12 protein-coding genes are annotated in these 26,055 nt (G+C 23.6%); 9 read left to right on the forward strand and 3 right to left on the reverse strand.

Annotated elements, in window-relative coordinates; all coding sequences use genetic code 4:
* Positions 1-2: 2 nt before the first annotated feature.
* Genes N8G13_RS01765 through N8G13_RS01775 form a run of 3 tightly spaced genes read left to right on the forward strand, consistent with a single transcriptional unit; the run spans position 3 to position 4,341 of the window.
* On the forward strand, positions 3-1,214 hold the full coding sequence (locus N8G13_RS01765) for a replication-associated recombination protein A (RefSeq protein ID WP_262289222.1): 1,212 nt from the start codon (positions 3-5) through the stop codon (positions 1,212-1,214).
* Between the two features lie 2 nt (positions 1,215-1,216).
* Positions 1,217-2,161 (forward strand): phenylalanine--tRNA ligase subunit alpha, encoded by a 945-nt coding sequence (pheS, locus tag N8G13_RS01770; RefSeq protein WP_262289223.1) that lies wholly within the window; start codon positions 1,217-1,219, stop codon positions 2,159-2,161.
* A gap of 8 nt (positions 2,162-2,169) precedes the next feature.
* The gene (locus N8G13_RS01775) at positions 2,170-4,341 is read left to right on the forward strand and encodes a phenylalanine--tRNA ligase subunit beta (protein ID WP_262289224.1); all 2,172 of its coding nucleotides are present in this window, start codon (positions 2,170-2,172) and stop codon (positions 4,339-4,341) included.
* 78 nt (positions 4,342-4,419) lie between these two features.
* On the opposite strand, the gene N8G13_RS01780 is transcribed toward N8G13_RS01775, so the two are convergent.
* The 3 genes from N8G13_RS01780 to N8G13_RS01790 all read right to left on the reverse strand — a co-directional run bounded on the left by N8G13_RS01780 (position 4,420) and on the right by N8G13_RS01790 (position 19,073).
* Positions 4,420-5,697 (reverse strand): hypothetical protein, encoded by a 1,278-nt coding sequence (locus N8G13_RS01780; RefSeq protein WP_262289225.1) that lies wholly within the window; start codon positions 5,695-5,697, stop codon positions 4,420-4,422.
* Positions 5,698-5,876: 179 nt separating this feature from the next.
* Positions 5,877-17,486, reverse strand: coding sequence for an SGNH/GDSL hydrolase family protein (locus tag N8G13_RS01785; RefSeq protein ID WP_262289226.1), 11,610 nt, complete (start codon positions 17,484-17,486; stop codon positions 5,877-5,879).
* Positions 17,487-17,498: 12 nt separating this feature from the next.
* Entirely contained in the window at positions 17,499-19,073 is a 1,575-nt protein-coding gene (locus N8G13_RS01790) for a potassium transporter TrkG (RefSeq protein ID WP_262289227.1), read from the reverse strand.
* Positions 19,074-19,250: 177 nt separating this feature from the next.
* Here N8G13_RS01790 and N8G13_RS01795 point away from each other — a divergent pair, with 177 nt between their 5' ends.
* The 6 genes from N8G13_RS01795 to N8G13_RS01820 all read left to right on the forward strand — a co-directional run bounded on the left by N8G13_RS01795 (position 19,251) and on the right by N8G13_RS01820 (position 25,935).
* Positions 19,251-19,934 carry a potassium channel family protein gene (locus N8G13_RS01795; protein ID WP_262289228.1) on the forward strand — a complete coding sequence of 228 codons (684 nt, stop codon included), beginning with the start codon at positions 19,251-19,253 and terminating at the stop codon, positions 19,932-19,934.
* 173 nt (positions 19,935-20,107) lie between these two features.
* Positions 20,108-21,715 carry a CTP synthase gene (locus N8G13_RS01800; RefSeq protein ID WP_262289229.1) on the forward strand — a complete coding sequence of 536 codons (1,608 nt, stop codon included), beginning with the start codon at positions 20,108-20,110 and terminating at the stop codon, positions 21,713-21,715.
* A 1-nt stretch (position 21,716) separates the two neighbouring features.
* Positions 21,717-24,377, forward strand: coding sequence for an isoleucine--tRNA ligase (ileS, locus tag N8G13_RS01805; RefSeq protein WP_262289230.1), 2,661 nt, complete (start codon positions 21,717-21,719; stop codon positions 24,375-24,377).
* Positions 24,364-25,011, forward strand: a complete 648-nt coding sequence (locus N8G13_RS01810; RefSeq protein WP_262289231.1) for a signal peptidase II — start codon at positions 24,364-24,366, stop codon at positions 25,009-25,011. The genes ileS and N8G13_RS01810 overlap by 14 nt, the downstream gene beginning before the upstream one ends.
* A gap of 51 nt (positions 25,012-25,062) precedes the next feature.
* Positions 25,063-25,626 carry an elongation factor P gene (efp, locus tag N8G13_RS01815; RefSeq protein WP_216488811.1) on the forward strand — a complete coding sequence of 188 codons (564 nt, stop codon included), beginning with the start codon at positions 25,063-25,065 and terminating at the stop codon, positions 25,624-25,626.
* A 3-nt stretch (positions 25,627-25,629) separates the two neighbouring features.
* Positions 25,630-25,935, forward strand: coding sequence for an MMB_0454 family protein (locus N8G13_RS01820; RefSeq protein WP_262289232.1), 306 nt, complete (start codon positions 25,630-25,632; stop codon positions 25,933-25,935).
* Positions 25,936-26,055 lie beyond the last annotated feature (120 nt).

Here is a 26,055-nt window from a genome sequence, read left to right on the forward strand (position 1 = left end):
AAATGAATTTAGCAACTTTACTTAGACCCAAAAAAATTAATGATCTTTTGTTAGATAAAGAATTTAAAGAGTTATTTAATAAAATTATCGAATATAAAGACTTAAGATCATTAATTTTTTACGGTTCCCCAGGTACTGGAAAAACCACTATAGCTTTTATTTTAGCAAATGAATTAAGTCATGAAAATAATTTTGGTTACTTTAATGCTGCAACTGATAACAAAAATAAATTAATTGAGTTAATAGAAAAAAATAGAATTATTATTATTGATGAAATTCATAGATTAAACAAAGATAAGCAAGATATTTTATTGCCATATCTTGAAAATGGATTAATTACAATTTATGCAACTACAACTGAAAATCCGTTTTTTAAAATTAATCCAGCGCTTAGAAGTAGAACAAATATTTTTGAGCTAAAAAAACCAACAGTTAACAATATGTCAAATTATTTGGAATATCTTAATAACAAATTTCAATTAATAAACATTAAAGATAAAAAAATATATGACTTTTTAGCTGCATCTTCAGCTGCTGATTTCCGAATTGCAATAAATAATTTAGATTTATTAAATAAACTGTATTCAAATCAAGACATAGATTTGGAAAAAATTAAAAAAATACTACCAAGTGTAAATTTAATTATTGATAAAGATGGTGATGAACATTATAATTTACTTAGTGCTTTTCATAAATCATTAAGAGGAAGTGATGCAGACGCTGCATTATATTATGGCTATTTATTATTTAGAGCACAACAATATGATGCGCTTTTTAGAAGAATGTTGTGTGCTTCATATGAAGATATTGGATTAGCAAATCCTATTGTAGCAACTCAAACACTTAATGCAATAGAAAGTTTTGAAAGATTAGGTTTTGCTGAAGGATATTTACCAATTGCATTTGCGATTTTAAATATTGCTTTAAGTCCAAAATCAAATAGTACTTATTTAGCTTTTAACAACGTTAAAAATTTTATTGAAAATGGTAATGTTTATGATGTTCCTGTTTTCTTAAAGGATGCACACTATAAAGCAGCTAAAAAACTCAATCGAGGTGTCGATTATAAATACCCGCATGATTTTAAAAATAGTTATTATGATATTTCATATTTACCACAAGAAATTACCAATACAAAATTTTATAGTCCTAAAAATCAAGGATATGAAGAAAAAATTAAAATTTATTGACAACATATAAAAAATAAGGAGTAAAAATGATTTTTAATTTAGAAAAAATTCAAACACTAGAAGATCTTAAAAAAATTAAAGCAGAATTTAATTCATCTAATGGCGAACTAGCAACACTAACAAAGCAAATTAAAGAAGTACCAGGTGAACAAAAAGCAGAAATTGGTAAAAAAATTCAAAAACTTCGTGAACAAGCAAATGAATTTTTTGAATTAGCAAAGCAAAAAATTGAAAATTTAGAAATTCAAAAATCGCTTGAAAATGAGTGAGTAGATATTTCAGAACCAACATATAAACAAGGTGGTATTCATCCAACTAATTTAGTAATTAAAAGAATGAAAGATTGATTTAATTTAAATGGATATTTTGAAATTAAAGAAACAGAAATAGAAAACGATGAATACAATTTTGAACGTCTAAATATTCCCAAAAACCACCCAGCCCGTGACATGCAAGATTCTTTATATATAGATGAAGAAACATTAATGAGAACTCACAACACAGGAATTAGCGCAAGAGCATTGGAAAAAAATAAAAATCAAGCATTTAGTCAGTATGCAATTGGTAAAGTTTATCGTAATGATGAAGAAGATATGACCCATAGTCATCAATTCACTCAACTTGATTTTGTTTCAGTAGGTTATACAAATTTTGGTAATTTGATGTGAACTTTAAAAAGCTTATTAAGTTATGTTTTAGAAGAAGAAGTTGAAATTAGATTAAGACCATCATATTTCCCTTTTACTGAACCGAGTGTTGAAGTTGATGTCTTTTATAAAGGTAATTGAATTGAAATTCTTGGAGCTGGAATGCTACATAATAAAGTTTTAAAATTAGCAGGATATACAAATGATATGAATGGTTTTGCAGCGGGATTAGGAATTGAAAGAATTACTATGATTAAATATCAAATTACTGATATACGAGAACTATATATAAATGACAACAGATTTTTAAAACAATTTAAGTAGGAGGAAAAATGTTATTTTCATACACAAAATTAAAAAAATTAGCTAATTTATCAGATGATATTTCCGTTGAAGAAGTTGTTGGCGCAATTAATTCAATTGGTTTTGAAGTTGAAGAATATAAACCTTTTACAGACTTAGAAGGTTTAAAATTTGGTCATGTTTTAAAAACCTACAAAAATCCTAACGCAGATTTATTAACTGTTTGTGAAATAGAATTTGAAGATAAGGTAAGAATTATTCAAACTAATGCTCAAAACGTAAAAGAAAATGACTATTTAATGGCATTTGTGCCAGGGTCAAGATCAAAAAAAATAACTTTTGCACCGCGTGAAATGAAGGGTATAATTTCTGAAGGAATGCTAGCTGGATTAGAAGAAATAGGTTTTGATGTTGATGTTTTACCTGCTAAATGAAACGATGGAATTTTTACTTTCCAAGAAAAAGTAGATTTAAGTTTAGATCCAATTAGTTATTTTGAACTACAGGATTACATTATTGATATAAGTATTCTTTCAAATCGAGCTGATGCAAACAGTTATTATGTAATGGCTCGGGAATTAGCAGCTTATTTTAAAGCAAATATTAATTTTCCAAAAAACGATATAAAACGTTACAAAACTGGATTTAAAGTTGAAAACTTACAAGAAACTGATCACTTTACTTTATTTGAAACAACTCAAGATAATATCCAAATAACATTACAAGACGAAGTATTTTTATTAAAACACGGTATAAAAATATTTTCAAATGCTGTAAATTTAAGTAATTTAATTCTTTTATACACAGGAGTTCCTAGTCACTCATATGATTTAAATAAAATTGAAAGTAAATCAATTAGTGTACAAAAATACACAGGTGAAGTTGAAATTTTAGGAAAAAATAAAATTGAATTAGAAAATGTATTAGTTGTTAAAGATCAAAATAAACCAATTTCAGTAGCTGCTACAATCGGTCTTGAAAATACAGGTTGTGATAATAATACAAAAAATGTTTTATTTGAAATTGCAAGTTTTAGCACAAAAGAAATTAGACATTCAAAAAAACAAGTAAAATTAGAAACTCTTTCAGCTAATAGAGCATCTAAAAAAATAAATAATGGATTAATTCATCTTGCTCATGATTTTGCTACAACGCATTTAAATGAAGCTAGTGAAATTGTTAATTTAGAAAAAATAGAAACCACACATTTTAAATTAGATGAAACTTTTTTAAATAACTTTGCTGGTTTTGAATTAACAAAAACCTCAAAATATCAAGAAGTATTAAAACAATTAGAAATTCTTGGTTTTGAAATTAAAGATAATACGGTTTTTGTTCCTGATTACCGTTTTGATGTTGAAACTATGCAAGATTTTAGTGAAGAAGTATTTAGATTTTATGGTTATGAAAACTTTAAAATGATTAAACCAACAATAATAAAAACTAAAAATAGCATCTTTAAAGACTATGAAACAATTTTAGCAAAAATGGGATATCAAAATGTTAGAACATTCACACTAACAAATAAAGAAAAAAATATTTTTGATCCTTTTGAATTTAATAATGTAATTAAACTACAAACTTTTGCATCTTTAGATCATAGTGAAGTTAGAAATTCATTTATTTATTCACTATATGATGTTTTAAATTACAATGCAAAAAGAAATATCAATAAACTTTCAATTTTTGAAATTGGAATGATAAATAAAACAAATAATGTTTTAGCACTTGCTACAAATATAAAAGATTTTAACACTATAAAACAAGATATAGTTGAATTATTAGATATTGAACTAACATACAAAAGATCTGATTATTCACTATTTCACCCTAATTTAAGCGCTTGAATATATCATAAAGATAAAAAAATAGGTTATATAGCAAAAACACATCCATCAACATTAAATTCTGATGCTTATTATGTAGAAATTTTATTAAATGAAGATATTGATACAAGTAAAGTATTTAAAAAATACAAAAATGATCCACTAAAACAAAGAGATTTTACATTTAGTTTAAAACCTCAACAAGATATTGAATTTATTTTAGATAAATTAAAAAATCTAAAAGGAATTTATGAAATAAAAGTAGTTGATTCATTTAAAAAAGATGAAAACACAACAAATATAACATTAAGTATTTTAGTAGAAGATTGAGCTATTAAAAAACTTGAACAAACAATTAAACAAATAAATGAATAAAAACAAAAAGCGTTTTTATAAACGCTTTTTTTATATATAAAAACTTCAGTATTTTGTACTGAAGTTTAATTATTAATATTAATTATTTGATTCTGTATTTGTTACAACGTCAAGTAAATCTTTTGGTATTAAGTAGTATTTTACAGATCCTAAATTACTTTTTGTTGTAAATTCACCTATATATTTTGCATCTGTTAGTTCTTTATCATTTCAGTAAACTTTTTTTGTTGTGTCATCATATTTTAAGTGTGCATCAGCAGAAACGAAATTAGTTTTTAAATCACTTGTATTATTTATTATGTTTTCTTCAAATAATTGTTTTGAGTCATCATTTGTAGAATATAAATCAGCATTATTTTGTACATTTGTTTCATCTTTTGCCATATATTTAACAGTTGAATTTTCTTCAAGTGTTAATTTTTTAGCACCACTTTCTAAATTTTCTACTTCTTTAATTAAGTAAGTTAATTGTAATTTATCTGAACTAATGTTTTTTTCTTTAAAATAAATTCCTGCTTTATTTGTTTCAGTAACTTCTGGAGTAGGTGTAGGTGTTGTTGTTGCTAAATCATCGTAATTACCTAATTCGATTGTGTAAGTTTCAGTTGAAATAATTTTATCTTCTCCTGATTTTAATACTCTAAATGATAAAACTACTTTTCCATCATCAGTTTTTGTTAATGATAAAACATTGTTTTCAGTTGTTGTTGAAATTAATTCAATATTTTCTGGTCAATTAACATTATTTAATTCAATATCATTTGAATGACTGTCATTATCTGTTAATAATGTTTTATTTGCTTTATCAAATGAAATATTTTTATTTGAATCAATAGCTGCTTTGATATTTGCTTTACTTGCATCATCCATTTTTATTTTGATGCTTTCTTTTATTGAATTAACAAATTCATTTAGTTCATTTTGCTTTTGTTCAGGTGTTTTTTCTTCTGGGGTTGGCGTTGTTTCATCAGGTGTTGGATTTGTTGAATTAGAATCATTATTATCATTAGTATTTGTATTATCTGTAGTAATATTCAATGAATCTTTAGCTTCTTTTAAACCATTTAAAATCATTTCAATTGCTTTATTAACATCTGCTTGTGTTGATCTTTCATTTAAAGCTAATCTCGATGCTTCTTCTAATACTTTTCTTAATTTTGTTTTAGCTTGTTGTTGATTTGGCTCTTTTAAAGTGTTTGAATACTCTGCGGCTCCATCAAATGTTTCTTTATATTTGTCAAGATCATTTTGTTTATATGTACATGATGCTGATATAGCTGGTACAGATACCAATGATGCAGCTGCTAAAATTGTTACTAATGATAAAAATATTTTTTTAGATTTTTGTGTTTTCATATTGTTTTCCTTACGATATTCAAAATATGATTAAATAATGAATTTTCTTATAATAATATTATAAATAATACTATAAAATCGCGTTTTTTTTGCATAAAGATAATTTTTAAGGCTAAAAAACACTTTTTTGTGATAATTTAGTTTTTTTTATAACAAAAAGCGCCAACTGGCACTTTTTTCTAATATTTACCTTTTTGAATTTTTGGAACGATTTGTCAATTAGGTCTTCATCATGAACCTTTGTTTTGTCACTCTGCAAAACCACTAATTATATTTAATGAAGTTTCTTGTGCTTCATTCATAAATCTTCCTCAACTACCTTCACGAATAGTTCATAGAACATATTCTTTTTTAGATAGTGGTTTACCTTTATTAATTTGAGGACCAAATTTTACATCTGAACTATATTTACTTTTATTTGGATCATTATCAGGGAATTCTGATGTAGTTAATATATAAATAATGTCATCAGGTTTATAATTTTGTTCATTTGCATAATAATCTCGCTCTGTAAAATTTGCTTTTAAATAATGAGCATAAACATTTAACTCATTACGTATAGGTCAAATATCACGTGGACTTTCAAAACTTGCTTTTAAAGTTTTGTTTAAACGTTTTACACCTAAAACATTATCTTCTAACAGAATTCATAAAATTGGTGGATTACCTGTTGAACCAAATCATCATCTAATAAATTTTTGTTCTCTTTCACTATCAGTTGTTTCTCTAAAATACATTTGAAACACAGCATAGTTTACTGTTGTATAAACTCTATATAAAGCTTTATATGCAAAGTTTTGTCTTCTTTGGCTGTAACCCGCTGCATCTTCTGGTAATTTTTGTTGTCAATAAACTTTAGAAATTGTTTTATAAACTTTATCTAAAATATCTAAAGCTGTTTTATCAGATGAAACCATGTACTCTGGATTTTCATCTGAAGGTACTGGAGCAGCTTTTGGTTTAATTGCAATTAATTTTCCAATAGCTTCTCAAACAGAATTTCCAACCATGTTATCTAAATCTTTTTTGTTTGTCCGTTTAGTTTTATCTGGATCTGTATTTAGATTTCTTAATCCGTTATATAGTAATGAATCTTCAAAATTAGATTTTTCAAAGAATAGGTTAATTAGTTGTGTAAATTCTAGTGAAGTAATAGCATGTTGAGCTTCATCACCAACAAAATCTAAAATAACACCAATATCACCTTCTCCAATTACACTCATTACTTTTGCAAAAGCATCTGAAATTCATTTAGTTGGTTGTTCAATTTTGAACTCTAAAGCTTTTTTAGATAATCATCAGAATGAACGAAGTAATATTTTCTTATTAAATCAATCGTTATTTAATAATTTAGGTACTAATTTTTGCAATACACCACTTAAAAGATTGATATCTTGATCATTTGTGTTTTCTAATTTCATGAACTTGAATATTAATTTAGTTACATTATCAGCATTTTCTTTTTTCTTAAAGAACTCAGTTAAAGTGCCTTTTAGAAGTTTTATAATTGCGTCTTTTTCATGTTCAATTATCAATGATATTAATTTTGGTAATTTAAAATCATTTTCATTTTTATATTCTTTTCATGATTTTATATCAGTTTTTAGAATATCTTCTGCAATTTTATTTGTAAATGTTTCAACAGATTTATATGATACTAATTCCCCAAGTAATTTTTGAATTTCTTCTTTATTGATGTTTGGATTAGATGCAATGATTGAACTTAAATCAATATTAACTGCAACGTCTTTAATTATTTTATGAAGAGCTTTTTGAATAATTTTTAATTTTTGATCACCGTGTTCAGCACCTTCTAATGAATTATTAAATGACATAAATATTTTTAGAATTAAATCTTCAATATTTCTGTATTTTTGAGTATTTTGCTGCTCAGAAGTTGTGTTTGCTGAACTAGAATCAGCATTATTTGAATTTTCTGATGATGCTTGATTTTGAATATTTAAAATTAATTTCTTAATAAATTTATATAAATTAAATATTTTTTCAGATTGTTGTTCATTTATTTGATCTGTATCAGCAGTTAAATCTTTATCTTCAATTAATATATTAATAAAATCTTTACCAAATTCTTTTGTTAATATAGTATTTCATTGTGTTTTTGTTAATATTTTTTCTAACAATGATAGAAGTAAATTAGCATTAAATTCATTATTTACAAAGAAATCTAAGTCAACTACTTGATCTAAAATACTATTAAATAAAGTTTTAAAGTAATCTTTATTTGTTAATGTATCAATTGCTTTTGAAACAACTGAAATAAATGAAGTTGCTTCTGCACTAGTTTCAGTAAATTCAAGGTTATATGTTTTATTTAAGTAATTAAATATATCTTTTGCAATAAAGTTTTCGTTATTATTTTCAGAAACTCCAAATGATAATATATTAATTAATGATGTTTTCAGTTCTTCTAAATTAGATTTAATAATTGCTTTTATAACATCGTTTAAATTATTTGCATTTTGAATATCTGAATCACTTACATGTAAATAATGTTTAACTATTTTTGAAACAGTTTCTTCTAATTGTACACTATTGCCAATTGAATGAAGTACATTATTAATTGTTTCGATTTTAAATATTCCATTAATATTAAATTCTTGAGCATCAAATTTTTCTAATTCATATTTTAGTATTTTTGAAATAGTTTGTGAAACTCTTGAAGAAACATTTTCATCACTCAATGAACCATTTAAAGTTTTTAAAACCTTAGCAATGAAATCAAATAATGAACTCTTATTAGTTTGTTGTGAGTTGCCTTCATTATTTGAATGTTCTGAATTATTTGCTTGATTATCTGTTGTTTTTGAAGAGAAATTAATATTTGATCTTAATGTTTTATATAACTCAACAATATCATTTACAGAAGAATCATTATTAAATAAATTATTCAGTAATGAAGAAGCATTTTCTTTTGTCACTAAAGAAAGGATGGTTTCAAAATTAAATTTCTTAGCAATTGTATCTTTAATTAACTCTGAATCAATTTGACCATCTTTAATGAAATCAATTTCTTTTAAAGCATCAATCAAATGACCTAGAATGTCTTTATATGACTCATTTTCTTTTATAAATTTAAATATTCTTGCAGAAATATTTTTTATTGTTTGTTTATTTTGATCTGTTAATTTATTAATTAATTGTTTGTCTATTGCATTTATTATAAATTCATCTAATAAATCCTTATCAGTATCAATTAATTCATTAATAAATTCTTTTATATTATCTAAAATACCATCTTTTGCTTTAGATAGATATTGTTTTATTATTTCATTTATATTATTTGCAGAACTTAAATCGTATGTTTTATCTAAATACTTAATTAATATAGTATCTAACATTTTATCTAAAGAGGTATAATCAACAACTTTTGTTAATAAGTTCTTTAATTTATCAGCATTTTCTTTTCCGTTAACAACTTTAGAAAAATCAGCTTCAGTTATTTCTACTTTTGCTATTTCTTTTAATAATTTCTTGATATTTTGTTTTAAGGTTTCATTATTGTTTTCTTGTAAAATACCATTTGCAGATTTTAGAATTTTTGTAATTAAATCAAAGTTAACTGAATTTTGTGTATTTGTTGAGTCGTCTTCAGTATTTTCTTCTGAATTTTCTTCAGTTGATTTTGAAAAATCATTAAATCTAAATCATTTATAAACTTTAATAATTTCTTCAATATTTTTATCTAAATTATTTTGAATTAATAAATTATTTAAAATATGTTGAATATTTGCATTTGAAAATAGAGATTTTAAATTAGTTTCATTTTGTAATTTATCAGAAATAGAATTTAAAATTTCTTTATTAAATTGATTATTTGTATCAAATATTTCATTTGTAGTTAAAACTTCTTTTAAGATATTAAATAATTTATTTACAAATGTAGTTCTATTAATTTCTTTTGTAGCACGTTCAATAATATTTTGCAATGCTAATTTAATTTCTTGTGGAATTTCTTTTTCTAATTTAGTTTCAATAATATTAATAATTAACGCACTTAAATTATGATCTTGTTGATTTAAATTAACAATTTCATGAATTATTTTTTCTGCATCACCTGAAATATTACTTATGTTAGTTTTTACTAACTTATTAACTAATTTATAAATATCTTCTGAGTTATTATAGTCTTGTGTTATAAAGAAATTACTTAAAACTTTATTTGTAAGTCCTTTAAATTCATTTAAGTTTAAAGTAGATAAAATAATAGTTTTTAAAATATCTTGTGAATCACTGCTTAAAATGTCAATATTTGATAAGTTTAATTGTTTTTGAACATATTCTTTAGCAACAAATAAGACTACTTCATTTATATTGTTTATGTTTTGATCATTGCTATTATCTAAAGAACCAGAAGCAAGTTTTGCGACATTAAATATTCAGTCAATGATTTTTGATTGATTATTTTCTTGAGCTTCATTTGTTGTTTCTGCATCAGAATCACTTGTTGTTTCATTTGAATTTGTTGTTCATTTTGAATTAATAATTTCTTGTAATACACTTATTATTTTTTCTTTATTTTCATCTGTGAATAGTTTTGAAATAAATGTTTTAAATGAATCTTTTGATAATAATTTTTGAATTATTATTTCAGAAGTAAATAAATCTTTTAGAGAATTAATTACTTCAGGATTTAAAGTTTTATCTTCTAATAAAATGTCTTTATTTTCTAAAGTATCTTTTATATTTGAAAATAATTTATCTAAAACATCACTTTCTGTAGCAAATAAAATAATAGAATCAATTATATCTTTTAAATTATTTTCAACTTGAGTATCAAAATCAATATTTAAAGATTTTTCGATAATTTGAATTGCAATTTCTTTTAAATTAGCTTTAATATTTTTATCTTTTAATGCTGCTTTAGAGATTTTTGTTAATTCGTCTTTAAATGTTTGTAAATTATTTTTAACAAGAGCATTAACTATTTTTGAAATAGAATCTAAACTTCCGTATTTATCACTTGTAAAGTAATTTTCAAACAATTTAACAAGTAAATCCTTAGTTTCATTTAATTCTAGAACTTTTGCAACAATTTTTTTTGTTTTTTGTTTTGAATTGTCATCTAAAATTGTAATTTTATCTAAATTTAACTTACTATCTACTAAATCTTTTGCAATTAAAGTTATTAATTCTGAAACATTATTTATAACATTATTATTTTTATTAGCTTGATCGTAGATATTCGAAGCGCTTTGTAGAGCTTTTAATAATAATTGTTCAAAGTCAATTTTTTCAGCTTGATTATATGTATTTTCTTTGTTTGTATTTGAAGAAGAATCATTAGTTTCTTTTTGTGATGATGAAACAAAGAAATTAATAACTTTTAATATATCTTGATTGATATTTTCATCAAAGAAAGTTTCTAAAAATTGTTTTATATTTTCTTTTGATAAAAGATTATTTATAGTTTCTTGTTTTGTTAATAATTTAATTAATTCATTAACTAAATTTGAATTTAATTTAACATTTTCATCTAATAAATCATTACTGTTTATAAAAGATATAATTGTTGTTTTAAGTGAATTTAAAATTCCGTCATTTGAAACAAAAGTATATAGTTTATTAAATACTTTTTTAACTGATTCTTTTGTATTTTTATCAAAAGTGTTATTTAATTTATTTTCAATAACATTTATTAATATTGAAGTTAATTTGTCAGTATTTTCAGTATTTTTTAATACATTTTTAATTATTTTATTAATGTTTTCAATTGAAGTTTCTGCATTATTTTTAACTATACTATTAATAAATTCACTAATGGTTGAAACATTTGTGTATTTATCTGTGGTCATGTAATCAGTTAAAATGTTTTTTAATAGTTTAGAAAATTCTTCATCTTTTGAAATTGAAACTAAAATATCTTTAACATTGTCTTGATTTGGTTTTGTAAAAATATCTGTTAATTTAAATATATCAATGGTTTCTTTTAAGTATTTTTGAACAAATTTAACTGCAACTTTTGTAATATTTTCAACAACGTTAGAATCAGTAGAATTATCTAAAACATTGCTAAATGCTTTTAAAATATCTAAAACATAATCTGGTATCGCTTGTGATGTTGTTTCGTTAGTTTCAGTTACTGAATTTGTTTCTTGATCTTGAGTTTTTATTCATTTTGCTTTGATGAAAAAGTCTATGATTTCAACTATTTTATCACTTCTATCTTCATTAAAAATCGCAACTAGAATTGGTCTGATATTTTCTTTATTTGCAAAACTAATAAGTTTATCTTTATTTGTAAATGTTGATTGTAAAATTTCAACTATTTTATCATTAAAAATTAGTCCTGGTTTTAGAACATCGTTTTTAGAAATTATTGATTTTAATTCTTTAATTAACTCATCTAAAATAGGCATTTTATCAATATTATTTAATATCGCAACATAAATTTCTTTTAAATTAACTTTAGTTGTTTGGTCAACTTTAGTTTCTAATCTACTATTTAAAAGATTTATTAAAATTTCAAATAAATCGTTTTGATTTTGACTTACTTTTAATGTTTTAATAATTAATTCTTTAATATTTTTTGATATTTTATCAAAATTATTTTTTAGAACATTATTTATAAATGTTTCTAGATTTTCAGTATTTTGATGAGTAGTAGTTGTTAAAAATTCTTCAGTAATTGTTTTTAAAATTTCTGTAACATTTTCATCTTTTAATGAACTATCGATAATTTTGTTAATAAATGTTTTGTTTTCACTACTTAAAAATAAAACATTATCTAAATTTAACTTATTATTAATAAATTTACTTGCCATTGTTTGAATTGTTGAAACAATATTATTAATTACTTCACTATCTTCTGTTTTTGATAATGTATTTGCAAATTTCTTAATAAATGTTCAAATATCAAATGGGTTGTTTTCTGAAGTATTTTCTGTAGATTCACTATTTTCAAAATTTTCAGTACTTGAAGTTGATTTTTTCAAGATTCCATCTAATAATGTTTCAACAACTACATTAAGATCATTTTTATTTTGTTCACTAAATATATTAGTTAAAATTCATTTTGCGTTTTTATGTGTAATTATTTCACTTATATTAAATTTAGTTAAGAAGTTATTATCAAATAATGAAGATAAATCGGTTGGATCATCTAATGTGATTGCATTTAGTGTATCAATAAATTTATTTAAAACAACATCAATTAATTCTGATTTTTCTATATTTGAAATAACATTTTTAAATAAAGTTTTGAAATTGTTTTCTATTGATTTAAAATCAGCAATTTTATTTAGTTGTCCAAATACAACATTTGCTAAAAATTCTTTTAATTTTTCTTCTTTTGATAGTCATTTTATGTATTCTGAAACTGTGTCTTTATTTAAATTAATAACTTGTTTAAATAGTTCAAAAATGTTTTTAACTTCAGATATTTGTTGTTTATTATTTACAAAAATACTATCAATTAATGATTTTATAAATTCTGTTGTTTTTTGATTTTGTAATAATTCATCCACTAAATAATCAACAAAAGAATTTCATGAATCTTTTGATACATTTAAAGTGTTTTTAGTTTCAGGATAAATATTTTTTAAAGTTGTTTTTAAGAAATTATGTGATTGTTGATTTTCTAATATGAAAACAAGAATTTCTTTAATATTTTTTGAAATTTCTTGAGCCCATGAAGAACTGTTAATTTTTTTAACAAGTTTTGGAACTATTCTGTAAATAATTTTCTCAATACCTTTTAAACTATTTGTATTAGTTTGAGTATTATTTTCAGCATTTTCTGTATATTCTGGAGTGTTGTTTGTTGTAGTTTGTTCGTTTAATTTGTTAAAAAGTTGTTCTTTATTATTATTTATTATTTCTAATAAATTCTTTATATCTTCTTCATCTAATAAATCAACAAATTGTTCAATATTTATTTCTTTTAATAATTCAAATATTTTATCAATCTGGAAATCACCTTTAAAATTAATACTTAAAACAACGTCATCTGATAAAACAACGATTTTAGAAACTGCATTAGTTAATTCTTCTGATATTGTGTTTATAAATTTTTCATTATTTAAGTTATTTAGTATTTTTTCTAATGTAGTTGTTAGTGTTTTAGCTTGTTCTTCAGTTATATCTATATATGGTTTTAGATATTCTTTAATAATTTGACTAACAACAACAAGAGCTGATTGTTTATATTCTTGATTTGTAAATATTTCATTTAAAATAACTTTTGATAAATTAGATACTTTACTTACTAAATTTTTAATAACATATTCTTTAAATCATTCTGAAGGACTGTTTTTTGAAGTTTCAATAGATTGATCACTAAAAATTGTGTCAAATATAGATTTAACAGTTGTTTTTGATCAATTCGATAAGTTTGCTAAAATAATATCTTTTGATTGTGAAATGAAATTATTAAAGTTATCAATAGTATTTTGATCTCAGTTTTTATCAGAAATATCGATCTTTTTAAATAATTGATCAACGGCTTTATTTAAATCTATTTTTTCAAAAATAAAATTAATAAAATTATCGTTTGTAAAAATTGGTTTAAGTGCAACAAGTCATTTATCAATTCCTACATGAATTACATTATTTGAATCTTTTGCAACTATAACTGAAAAAATGTTGTTAATTATATTTATTTGTGAAACATCAAAATATTTTTTTAATTGTTGAACTAAAATATCAAAAATTGATTCAAAAGTATTTGCACTAGAAAAATCTATATTTTCAATTAAATCAAGTAAGTCGCTTAGTAATTTAGAATCGCTAATATTTTCTAAAACTTTTGAAATATTTTCATTTAATAAAGTTAATTGTTCATTTGAAATTTGTAATTGAGAGTATTCTTTTAAAATGCTTGTAAGAATTTTAATAGCAAGATCTTTTGAATTACCGTTTTTTACAATTACTTTTATAAATTTATTAACTAATTTTTTAGGTTCTAAAATTTTAATATTTTTAATAGTATTTATTAAAATTTCATTTAAATCTTTGCCTTTTAATTTATCTAAATTGTCTATTATGTTACTAAATGATGAAATAATTTGTGTTTTTAATTCATTATCAGCAAAAAGATCATTAACTAAACTTTTAAATCATAATGTTAAAGCATTTTTAAGTCCGTTTTCTGCTGATAAATCAATATTTAATTTTTCTGTTATATTTAAGAAATCAATTTGTTCATAAAGTTTATTTATTATGTTTCCTTCTGAGTAAATTGCAATAAATTGATTTATTAAATTATTGTTTAGTATATTTGATTCTAATAAGTATTTAACAAATAATTTTAAGTTATCTTTTACTTTTTGATTGTTATTAACATTGTCATTGTTTATGACATTTAAAAATATTGTTTTTAATTTTTCAAAGTTAAATGTTGAATTATTTTGTACAAATTCACTAATGTTAAGATTCTCTAAATAATTTTTATCTGCTACTGATTGAATTAAAACCCTCATTCCTTCAACATATTTTTCATCATCTAAGTTATCTGAAAGTAAAGAAATGACAATTTCTCCGTTTTCATTTCCTGGATATGAATCTAAAATTGTAGAAGTTAGAGATAAAGTAATAATTGAATCAATATTTATATTTGGTTTATTAATGTTTTTAAATATTAAGTCGACAAATTTACTAATTACATTTTCAAAAAATGGTTTACTTTTAAAATTATTAATTAATTTCACCAAGAAATATTGAACTTTTTGTCTCTCACTTTCGCTAAACAATTTTGAAGTTTTTTCTTCAATTTTATCCAATAATATATTTGTAATTAAATTGATTGACTCAGTGTTGTTTGTAACAGAATTAATAATTATATTTACTATCTCATTTATTTTAGAGCTATTTGTTTCATAAACCTTAGCTAAAAAATTAACTAAATTTGGTGAATCTTCAAAATACGTTAAGTAATTATCTACTATTCCAGAAACAATTTCTTTTAACTTATCAACTATATTAAAAACGATATCTTGATTACTATATATCATTTTTGCAAAAGTTTTAGATGATTTACCTAATACTGGTATAAAGTTTTTTTCATTAACAAAATCAGTTAGTAATGACAAAATAATTTGTTTTAAGGTTTGATTTTTATCATTTTGTTTAAAGAAATCACTTAAAACAAATTTTCTAAGTGAATCATAAATAATTTTCTGGTCAAAAACCGTATCAGTAATAATTTTTTCTATTTCACTTGATTCAATATATTCTGATGGTTTTGAATCAATTAAAGCTTCTACTTTACGTTTAATTTGGTTAAATATTTTTCCAAAAATTCCTGTGTTTATAAATTCAATAACAACATGTTTTAAAAATCCATCTTCTGCATTATGTTTTATGATATTGTCAATCATTTTTTCAAAATTAGGGAAATTTTCTAACTTAAATCCAATATTACTTAAAGCATTTTTAATATATGTTTTAACTTGATCAGAGTTAAAAATTAAATCATCTTTTGCTAAATAATTTTCTAATATGGTTTCAATATCAATGTTAGGATTTAATGCAATGAATTTCATTATGTTTTGATTTATAGTATTATTTTCAAAATCATATGAAACGTCAAAAGTATTATTATTTAATGCATATACCCCATAAATTAAAAGTTTAATTTCATTGTTTGTGTAATCTTTGAAATTAATAACTTGTTTGCGTGCATTTTGATCACTTTTTTCAAACTCGGTTATTTCTTTTGGTTCGTTATTTTCACGATTTGGATTATAAGACATTTTTAAAAAGATATCTTGAGCCATTTTTTTATAACCTAAAATATCAGGGTGAATGTCAAAAATATTACTTGCTAATTCTTTTGATTCTGCTTTTCATAATTCTTTATTAAATGAGTTTATGTAATTTAAATTGTTTTCTATTGCAATGTCTTTTAAAACATTATTTAGTGAATTTATTACAAAATCAGAAAAATTCTCCTGAACTTTTGCATATTTTTTGTCAATCATATTTGCGATTCTAACAAAAGGCATTGGATATGAAATTATATTTATATTTAATTCAGGGTTAATTTCACGAAGTTTTGTTAGAAGTTTTGAGTATTTTTTAGTAATATCTTCTTTAAATCTTGCAGATTCTTTGATAAATTTATCATATTTATTTTGAATATCTGCATCACTTATTTCAGAATCATTCATGCTTAAAACACTTATTAAATCAAATAAATCAACATATGAAAGATAATCATTAGCACCAAGACTTATAGTTAAAAGATTAGCATTTTTTATTTCAGATGCTAATTTACCAACTTCATTATTTGTAACTTGAAAATCATTAAATAAATATTCTAATCTGTTTTCAGCATACATCTTAATTGGATTTTTAGGTGATTTATCAATTGATAAATCAAATGCTAAACGATTTTGAATTACATGATAATCACTTGAATTTTTATCATAAGATAAAGGGTCAAGTAAATATAATCAATCATCAACAGTTGTTCCTGTTAAACCAAAATTTGTATAACTTGCTAATTTTGTATTTCTGTCATTTGTCATTTTAATTGCATTAGCAAGATATGATGGATAACTCAATCCTTCAATTTTATTAGTTTCTACATTTAAGTAACCACCTTGATCGTATCCAAACTTAGCATTAAATCCAGCTGCTATACTATCCCCGATAGCAACATAATGAATATCACCTTCTAAAGTAGAAATATCACTTTTTTGATTTTTTTCTACTTTAGGATTTATTCGTTGCTGTGTGGGTTTAGTTAAAATTATTGACAGCGGAGTAACAACTGAAGTTGCTGCTACAATTGATAAAAATGCTAATGTTATTTTTGTGGATTTTTTCATAATTACCTCTTTTTATCCTAATGGAACATCTTCATAAATATAGTGATAATTAGATACATAAGATTTTTGATTTCCTCAAACCAAAATTGTTGAGGTTATACCTAATTGTCCTATAAACATATAAACAATTAAAAATAATTTTGATGTTAAATTAAGTTTTTCAGTTATCCCAGTACTTAGTCCAGCACTACCAAAAGCAGAACAGACTTCAAAAAATACTGAAACTATTGTGTATTGTTTCTGATTATTTAAACTTGCAAATTGTGTTATATCCGATAAATTAAATGAAACAATAAATGTGCCAATTAAAATTAAAACAAGACCTATAGTTAAAATATTAATAGCTTTAATCAACGTTTCTTTACCTATTTGTCTATGAAAACTATTAATTGTATTTCTACCTCTAATTGTATTAAAGACACTTAAGAAAATAATTGCAACAGTAATATTTCTAATTCCTCCCGCTGTTGAAACAGGTGCAAAACCAATAAACATTAAAATTGCGTGTAAAAGTGTTGTTTGTGTTGAAAAATGGTAGTAATCAATTGTTGAAAATCCAGCACTTCTTGTACTTATAGTATTAAAAATAATTGCAAAACTTTTATTAAAATTACTTCCATACTCAGCTTGTTTTCAAAAACCTGTTGGATTTTTATTAATTATTTCAAATAAAAAAGTTAATAAAATTCCAATTATTGTAACTAGAAAATAGGTTGTTAAATTTAATTTTGTAAATAACGTAAATTCATAACGTTGTTTTTTTAGCTTTGCTTGAATTTTTTTATAAAAATCATATATAGTAGGGTATCCTACACCACCTACAATTATTAAAATAATAATTCAAACTTGTAATATATAAGCATGATTATAAGCGCTGATTGAATTTGGCCCAATAATATCAAAACCAGCATTATTAATAGCACTAATACTTTCAAAAGTAGCATATCTTAATGAAAGCAAAATGTTATGATGAGGATTGTATTTTTCTTTTATGTAAGGATTAAAAATATCCACATCACCAATATTAGCTTTGCTATTATCAAAAAAACCATCATTGCTAAAATAAAAATAAAATGTCATAAAAACAATACTACTAAATAAAACGACAAATAATGTAGTTAAAGATACCTTAATAACTTTTTGTGTATCACCAACAACAGTAGAACCTCGTTCAACTTGAATTAAATCACGCTTAAAATGACTTGTTTTAGTTTTAAACATCCAGCCAAATAATATTCTAAAAATGTAAAGTTTTAGTGTAAAAAAACCAAAACCTCCAATTAAAATACCCACTGCTATAATAGCTTGACCAAATTCATTAAATCCTTCACTTATGTTTATATTACTTAATCCTGTATCACTAAAAGCGCTAGCCGCAATAAACAAAGCATCACCATAATTAAAATCAGGCTTTTCAATAATCATGTTTTTATGACTAATAGGTCAGTATAAAAATAAAGATAAAATAATTGTAATAATTAAATAAACTAAAAAGATATATTTTATCTTTCCTGTTTGTTTAAAATAATAAAATATATTTTTGCCGTTTATATTTCATTTTCTTAGACGGCGTCTTGTATTTTTCATAGTGTTAATTTTACATTAATAATAAAATTTTTTGTGATATTTATTTATAAATTTATAATTTATACATTTTTAAAAGTGCAGCTAAATAAACATTAAAATTCTTATTTTTAATCAACTTTATTGCAAAAAAGATAGTAAAATACTAATATATTACAGTTTTTTAAGAGGTAATTAAAAATGAAAAAACAAAAAAAAGTTTCTGAAATTTGTATCATAGGAATGGGGAGATACGGACAAAGTGTTGTTAATAATTTGTTAAAAAAATCAGCTAATATTAGCTTAACTTTAATTGATAAAGACGAAAAAAATCTAGCAAGTTATAAAAATGAGGTTTCAAAAATTTATGTTGCAGATGGTGCGGATCCAAAAGTTCTTAAATCACTAGGTATAATAGATAGTGATGCAATCGTTGTTGCAACCGGAGATAATGTAGAAATTATTGCTTCATTACAAGAAATTGGTGTTAAAAATATCATAGGAAGAGCAAACAGCGAAAGACATGCTAGAGTTTTAAGACAAATTGGAGTAAATCAAATTATTAGTCCTGAACAAGAAGCAGGAATTAAGACAGCAATCATTGTTGCAAATCAATCTTTTTTAAGATACTCTCAAGATTTAGAAGATATTGGTGAAGACTTTGTAATTGGAACATGTTATATTAAAAACGAAGAAATTTTTGATAAACAAATCAAAGATTTGGATTTAAGAAAAAGAAACGCTAATATTGTTTTAATTCAAAGACAAAATACAAGTTTTTTACCAGATGGTAATTTTAGAATTCAAAAAGATGATTTAATTACTGCTATTGCTAAAGTTGAAGATTTAAATAGTGTTTTTGACTGATTTTCAGAATACGAATAATTGTTTTGTATAATAATTAAAATATCCTTACAAAATAGGGTATTTTTTGTATTTAGGAGCAATTAAAAAATTTAAAAATTATTCAGCAATTATTTTTTTAAATTTTAAGTGTTGTTTTGTTATAAAATTATTAAATGTAATTTAATATTTTAAATTAGATGGTTAGGGGAAAAATGAAAACAAATTATATTTTTGTAACTGGTGGTGTAATCAGCGGTATTGGGAAAGGAATAAATGCAGCAAGTATAGGAAGATTGCTAAAATCACGTGGATTTAATGTATTTTCAATGAAGTTAGATCCATATTTAAATGTTGATCCAGGTGTTTTAAGTCCATTTGAACATGGTGAAGTTTATGTAACAGATGATGGTGGAGAAACTGATTTAGATTTAGGACATTATGAAAGATTTATTGGTGAAAATTTAAGTAAATTATCATCAGTTACAAGTGGAAAAATATTCCAAAAATTGCTTCACAAAGAACGTGATGGACAATTTGAAGGAAAAACTGTTCAAATTGTTCCACATTTTACAGATGAAATTGAAAAAATAATTTTGGATATTGAAAAAAATAAAAGTCCCGATTTTGCAATTATTGAAATTGGTGGAACTGTTGGTGATTTGGAAAGTAATTCATTTTTCTATGCACTTGCACAAATAAGATATAAAATGCGTGATAGAGTATTTTTTGTTCACACATCATATGTTCCATTTTTAGAAGCAAGCGGAGATTTTAAATCAAAACCTACTCAACATTCAATTAGTTTATTAAGGGAATTAGGAATAAATCCTAATCTTGTGTTTCTAAGAAGTCACAAAACTCCAAGTGATTATGTTGTACAAAAAGTAGCAAAATATACTTTTTTAAATGAAGAAAATATTATTCCAGTTCCTGATTTTAAACAGGTTTATAAAATGCCTTTATATTTAGAAAAACACAAGGTAAGCCAAATAATTTTAAAATATTTCAATATTAAAAATAAAAAACCAGATCTTAAAAATTGAAAACATTTTGTTTCATTAATTGACAAAAAATATGAAACAAAATTAAATATAGCAATGGTAGGAAAATACACAACATTTGAAGATGCATACAAATCGATTATTGAAGCTTTAAAAATATCAAGTGCGTATTCAAATGTAAATATTGCATTAAAATGAATTGAATCTGAAAAAATTCAAGATGATAAAGAAGCAAAACAAAGTCTTGAAAATATTGATGGTGTAATTATTTTACCTGGATTTGGTTCAAGAGGTATTGAAGGAAAAATTAAAATTGCAAACTACACAAGACAAAATTTAATTCCAACATTAGGAATTTGTCTTGGTATGCAAATTATGTCAATTAATCAAGCGAGATTAAAAGGAATAAAAAATGCAACAAGTTATGAATTTAAAACTGATAATAAAAATGAAGTTTATGTTTTAGATTACATAAGAGGAAAAGATTCAAATGATGCAATTGGTGGTACTTTAAGACTGGGTGCTAGCGATACAAAAATTAAAAAAGACACATTAGCATTTAATATTTACCAAAAAGAAATTGTTAGTGAAAGACACAGACATCGTTACGAAATAGTTGAAGATTATCGCAATATATTAGAAGATGGGGATTTTATTTTTTCAGGTGAAGAACCTAATACTCACTTGGCTGAAATTTGTGAATTAAAATCTCATCCATTTTACATCGGTACTCAATATCACCCTGAATTTAATGCAAGACCATTAAATCCACATCCATTATTCAGTAGTTTTATAGAAGCAATCAAAAAGGAAAAATAAAATGACAATAGATTATAAAAATACATTATTAATGCCAAATACTGACTTTTCAATGAAAGCTGATTTAGCAAATAAAGAAATTGAATATCATAAAAATTGACAAGAAATTAACATATATAAACAAATCTTAAAAAACAATGAAAATAATCAAAGTTTTATATTGCATGATGGACCCCCATATGCAAACGGAAGTATTCATGTTGGTCATGCTTTAAACAAAATTTTAAAAGATATCATTGTAAGACAAAAATCAATGCTTGGTTTTTATACTCCGTTTGTTGCTGGTTGAGATACTCACGGTTTACCAATTGAACACAAAATGTTACAAATTGCAAAGAAAAACCAACATGATTTTAAAGTCGTTGAATTAAGAGAGGCATGTGCTAATTATGCATTAAGCCAAGTCGAATTACAAAAAGAAGAATTTAAAAAACTATCACTTTTAACAGATTTTAGTGATATCTATGTGACATTGGATAAAAAAATGGAAGCTAACCAACTAAGACTTTTAAAAGAGATGATAAAAAAAGGTTTAATTTACAAAGACTTCAAACCAATTTACTGATCACCATCATCACAATCAGCACTTGCAGAAGCAGAAGTAGAATATGCAGATCATATTTCACCTTCAATGTATGTTGCTTTTAAAGTTGTAAATGGTAATGAATTTGTTAAAAAAGATGATTATATTGTAATATGAACAACAACTCCTTGAACTCTAATTGCAAATAGTGGAGTTGCAATAAATACAGAATTTGATTATGTGTTAGTTGCAAATAACAACAAAAATTACGTAGTTGTAAAAGAATTATTAGAAGATCTTGTTACATTATTTAAATGAGAAGATTACAAAATATTAAACACATTTAAAGGTGAAAAATTAATTAATATTCAATATGAATCACCAATAAATAAATTAATTGCACCAGTAGTAGAAGGACACCATGTTACTTTAGAAAGTGGAACTGGTTTAGTTCACATGGCACCATTATTTGGTGAAGATGACTTTCTAATTGGTAAAAAACACAATTTAGAAATGATTATGCACGTTGAAGATGACGGAAAATTAAATCACTTTGCAGGTGAATATGAAAACTTATTTTATGAAGATGCAAATATTCATGTCGGACAATATTTAGTTTCACAAAATCTACAACTTGCTTTCAAAAAAATAAAACACTCATACCCACACGACTGAAGAACACACTTACCAATAATTTATCGTGCAACCCCGCAATGATTTGTTAGTTTAAAACCTATTAAAGAAGATATTTTAAAAGCTATTGATGAAGTAAAGACTTTTAATGAATGATCTAAAAAAAGATTACATCTAATGCTTGAAGCTCGCCAAAGTTGAACAATAAGTAGACAAAGATCATGAGGTGTACCTATTACAATTTTTTATGACAAAAACAAAGAACCTGTAATAAATGATGAAATTTTAGATTATGTAATTGATTTAGTTGAAAAACACGGTACAGATATTTGATATAAATCTGAGGTTGATCAATTATTACCTGAAAAATATCGTAATTTAGGTTATACAAAAGAAAATGACATTATGGATGTTTGATTCGACTCAGGTTCAACTTCAATAGGACTAAAACCAGGTGGAATTGAAGCTCCTTTTGATTTATATTTAGAAGGAAGCGATCAATATAGAGGATGATTTAATTCATCAATGATTAATTCAGTTGCTTGAAGAAATACAAGTCCATACAAAAGCTTATTAAGTCATGGTTTTGTTCTTGATGGTAAAGGACAAAAAATGTCAAAATCAAAAGGTAATGTTGTAAAACCTTTAGATATTGTTTCAAAATATGGTGCAGATATTTTAAGATTATGAGTTGCAAATAGTGAATATACAAGTGATGTTACAATTGATGATAAAATCATGCAACAAAATATTGAAATATATCGTAAATTAAGAAATACATTTAAATTTATGTTGGGTGCTATTAGTGATTTTGAATATGAAAAAATTAAATTAGAAGGAATTCATCTTTTAATAGCTAATAGATTAGCAAAATTAAAAAATAAAATTATTGAAGATTACAACAACTATCGCTTTATAAATGTAATAAAAGATATTAATAATTTTGTAATCGATTTAAGTAGTTATTATATTTCAATTTCAAAAGACTCTTTATATGCTGATACAAAAAATAGTAAAGAGAGAAAACAAATTCAATTTAACTTATATCAAATAACTCACACACTAATGATTGCACTTGCACCTATTTTACCAACCACAAGTGAAGAGATTTATAAATTCTTCCCATTAAAAGACAAAAAAGAATCAGTACATTTAGAAGAATTTTTCAAAGAAGCAAATTTTGATGAAACAATAGAAAATAACTGAAAAGAATTTTTTGAATTAAAAGATTTAGTTTACAAACAAATTGAATTATCTATTCAAAATCAAGAAATTAAAAGACAAAATGAAGCTTTTGTAATTATAAATTCTAATTCTGAGTTTATAAAATCACTTGATTTAGTTAAATTATTAATGGTTGCAAAAATAGAATTTGGTTCTGAAACAAAAGTAATGAAATTAGAAGAATCACAAAAATGTTTAAGATGCTGAAACCATTTTGAAAAATCACAAATGTTTGAAGATGTTTGTTTAAGATGTAAAGCAGTTTTAGATGAAATGAATTAAAAATATTAACAAAGAAGAAATTAAAAATAAAATAAAAACGCATTTTAAACAAAATAAAAAGCAAATTATTATTAATGTCATAACTTTTGTAATATTTTTCGCTATTTTACTAGCTCTTGATTTAATTATTAAACAAGTATTTTATGTTCATGGTGAAAATATTAATTACGGCGATAAACGAGTTGTAGACTGAAAAATTATTGCTTTCGGATCATATTTACATGAAGGAACAACATTATTTGGGCAAAAACTACCAAACCCTGTTTTACATATTTTTAGTTTCATTGTTTTTGTTTTAAGTATTAGTGGTTGTTTATTTATAAAAAACAAAAAACACTTTCCAATAGTCTTTGCATTAGCAGCTGTTAGTGCTGGAACTTTTGGAAACATGATTGATAGAATGATGTTTCAAGGTGTAAGAGATATAATTTTTATTCCTTGAGGTAGAAATTGACTTCCTGGTGGAATATTTAATTTTGCCGATGTACAAATCACTCTTGGGGCAATATTTACAATTGTTTATATTATAATAATGACAATAATTACTTTTTATAATGACAAAAAACAACAAAATATCACAAGCATTGAAAATAATAAGGAAAATATTGAATTTAATCAAGAAAATAAGGAATAATAATATAAAATTTAATTATAACTTTGATAATTTTAATTAAGGAGAATATATATGATAAATGTTAATGAATTTAAACCTGGTATAACTTTTGAAATGGATGGAAATATTTATGTTGTTTTAGAATCACAACACTCAAAACAAGGGCGTGGACAAGCAACAGTTAAAGCTAAAGTTAAAGATTTACGTTCAGGTTCAACAACAATTAAATCTTGAACAGGTGGAGATAAAGTTAAACCTGCAAGAATTGAAAAAACTTCAATGAACTTTTTATACTCAGATGGAGAAAATATCATTTTAATGGATCAAAACACTTTTGAACAAGTTGAAATTGCTATTAATAAAATTGAATGAGAAATGAACTTTTTAGTGCCATCAACAAACGTTTTAGTAAGAAAATATGAACAAGAAATTTTAGATATTGAACTTGCTCCAAACGTTGAATTAAAAGTTATTGAAGCTCCAGAAGCAGTTAAAGGAAACACAACCAATAATCCACAAAAAAAAGTTACAACTGAAACAGGATTTGTTTTAGAAACACCTATGTTTATAAAAGAAGGTGAAGTTATTTTAGTTTCAACCGAAACAGGTAAATACGTAGGAAGAGCTAATAAATAATAAATGAATAATTTTATCAAAGTAAATTCAAAAATGAATATGTCTTACTATATACACCAAGATGTTTTAGTTGACACAATAAAAAAAATATTTTTGTTTTTAGAAAATACTCAGTTAGTTGATGATATAAATCTACAAATTGAAAAACCCAAAAATAACATTTCTTATTTAATTAAATATAAAATAAGAAAAAACAGTGATTTTGTTTTTGAAACAAAAAACTTATTATTTCTAATTGAACAAAAAATTTTTAGTTTATTAAACACAAAACCCACAAATATTACATTAAAATTTTGTGGAGAGTTCTAGCATAGATTATATCTATGCTTTTTTTATATTAAAAATTGAAAAAATAAAAAAATACTAAAAAAAATAATGAAAAAAGCGCTTTTTTCATTATTTTGTTGCAAAAGTTTATAAAATAAATAT

It is taken from the genome of Mycoplasma zalophi (assembly GCF_025486335.1).
Classification (GTDB): Bacteria; Bacillota_I; Bacilli_A; order Mycoplasmatales; family Metamycoplasmataceae; genus Metamycoplasma; species Metamycoplasma zalophi.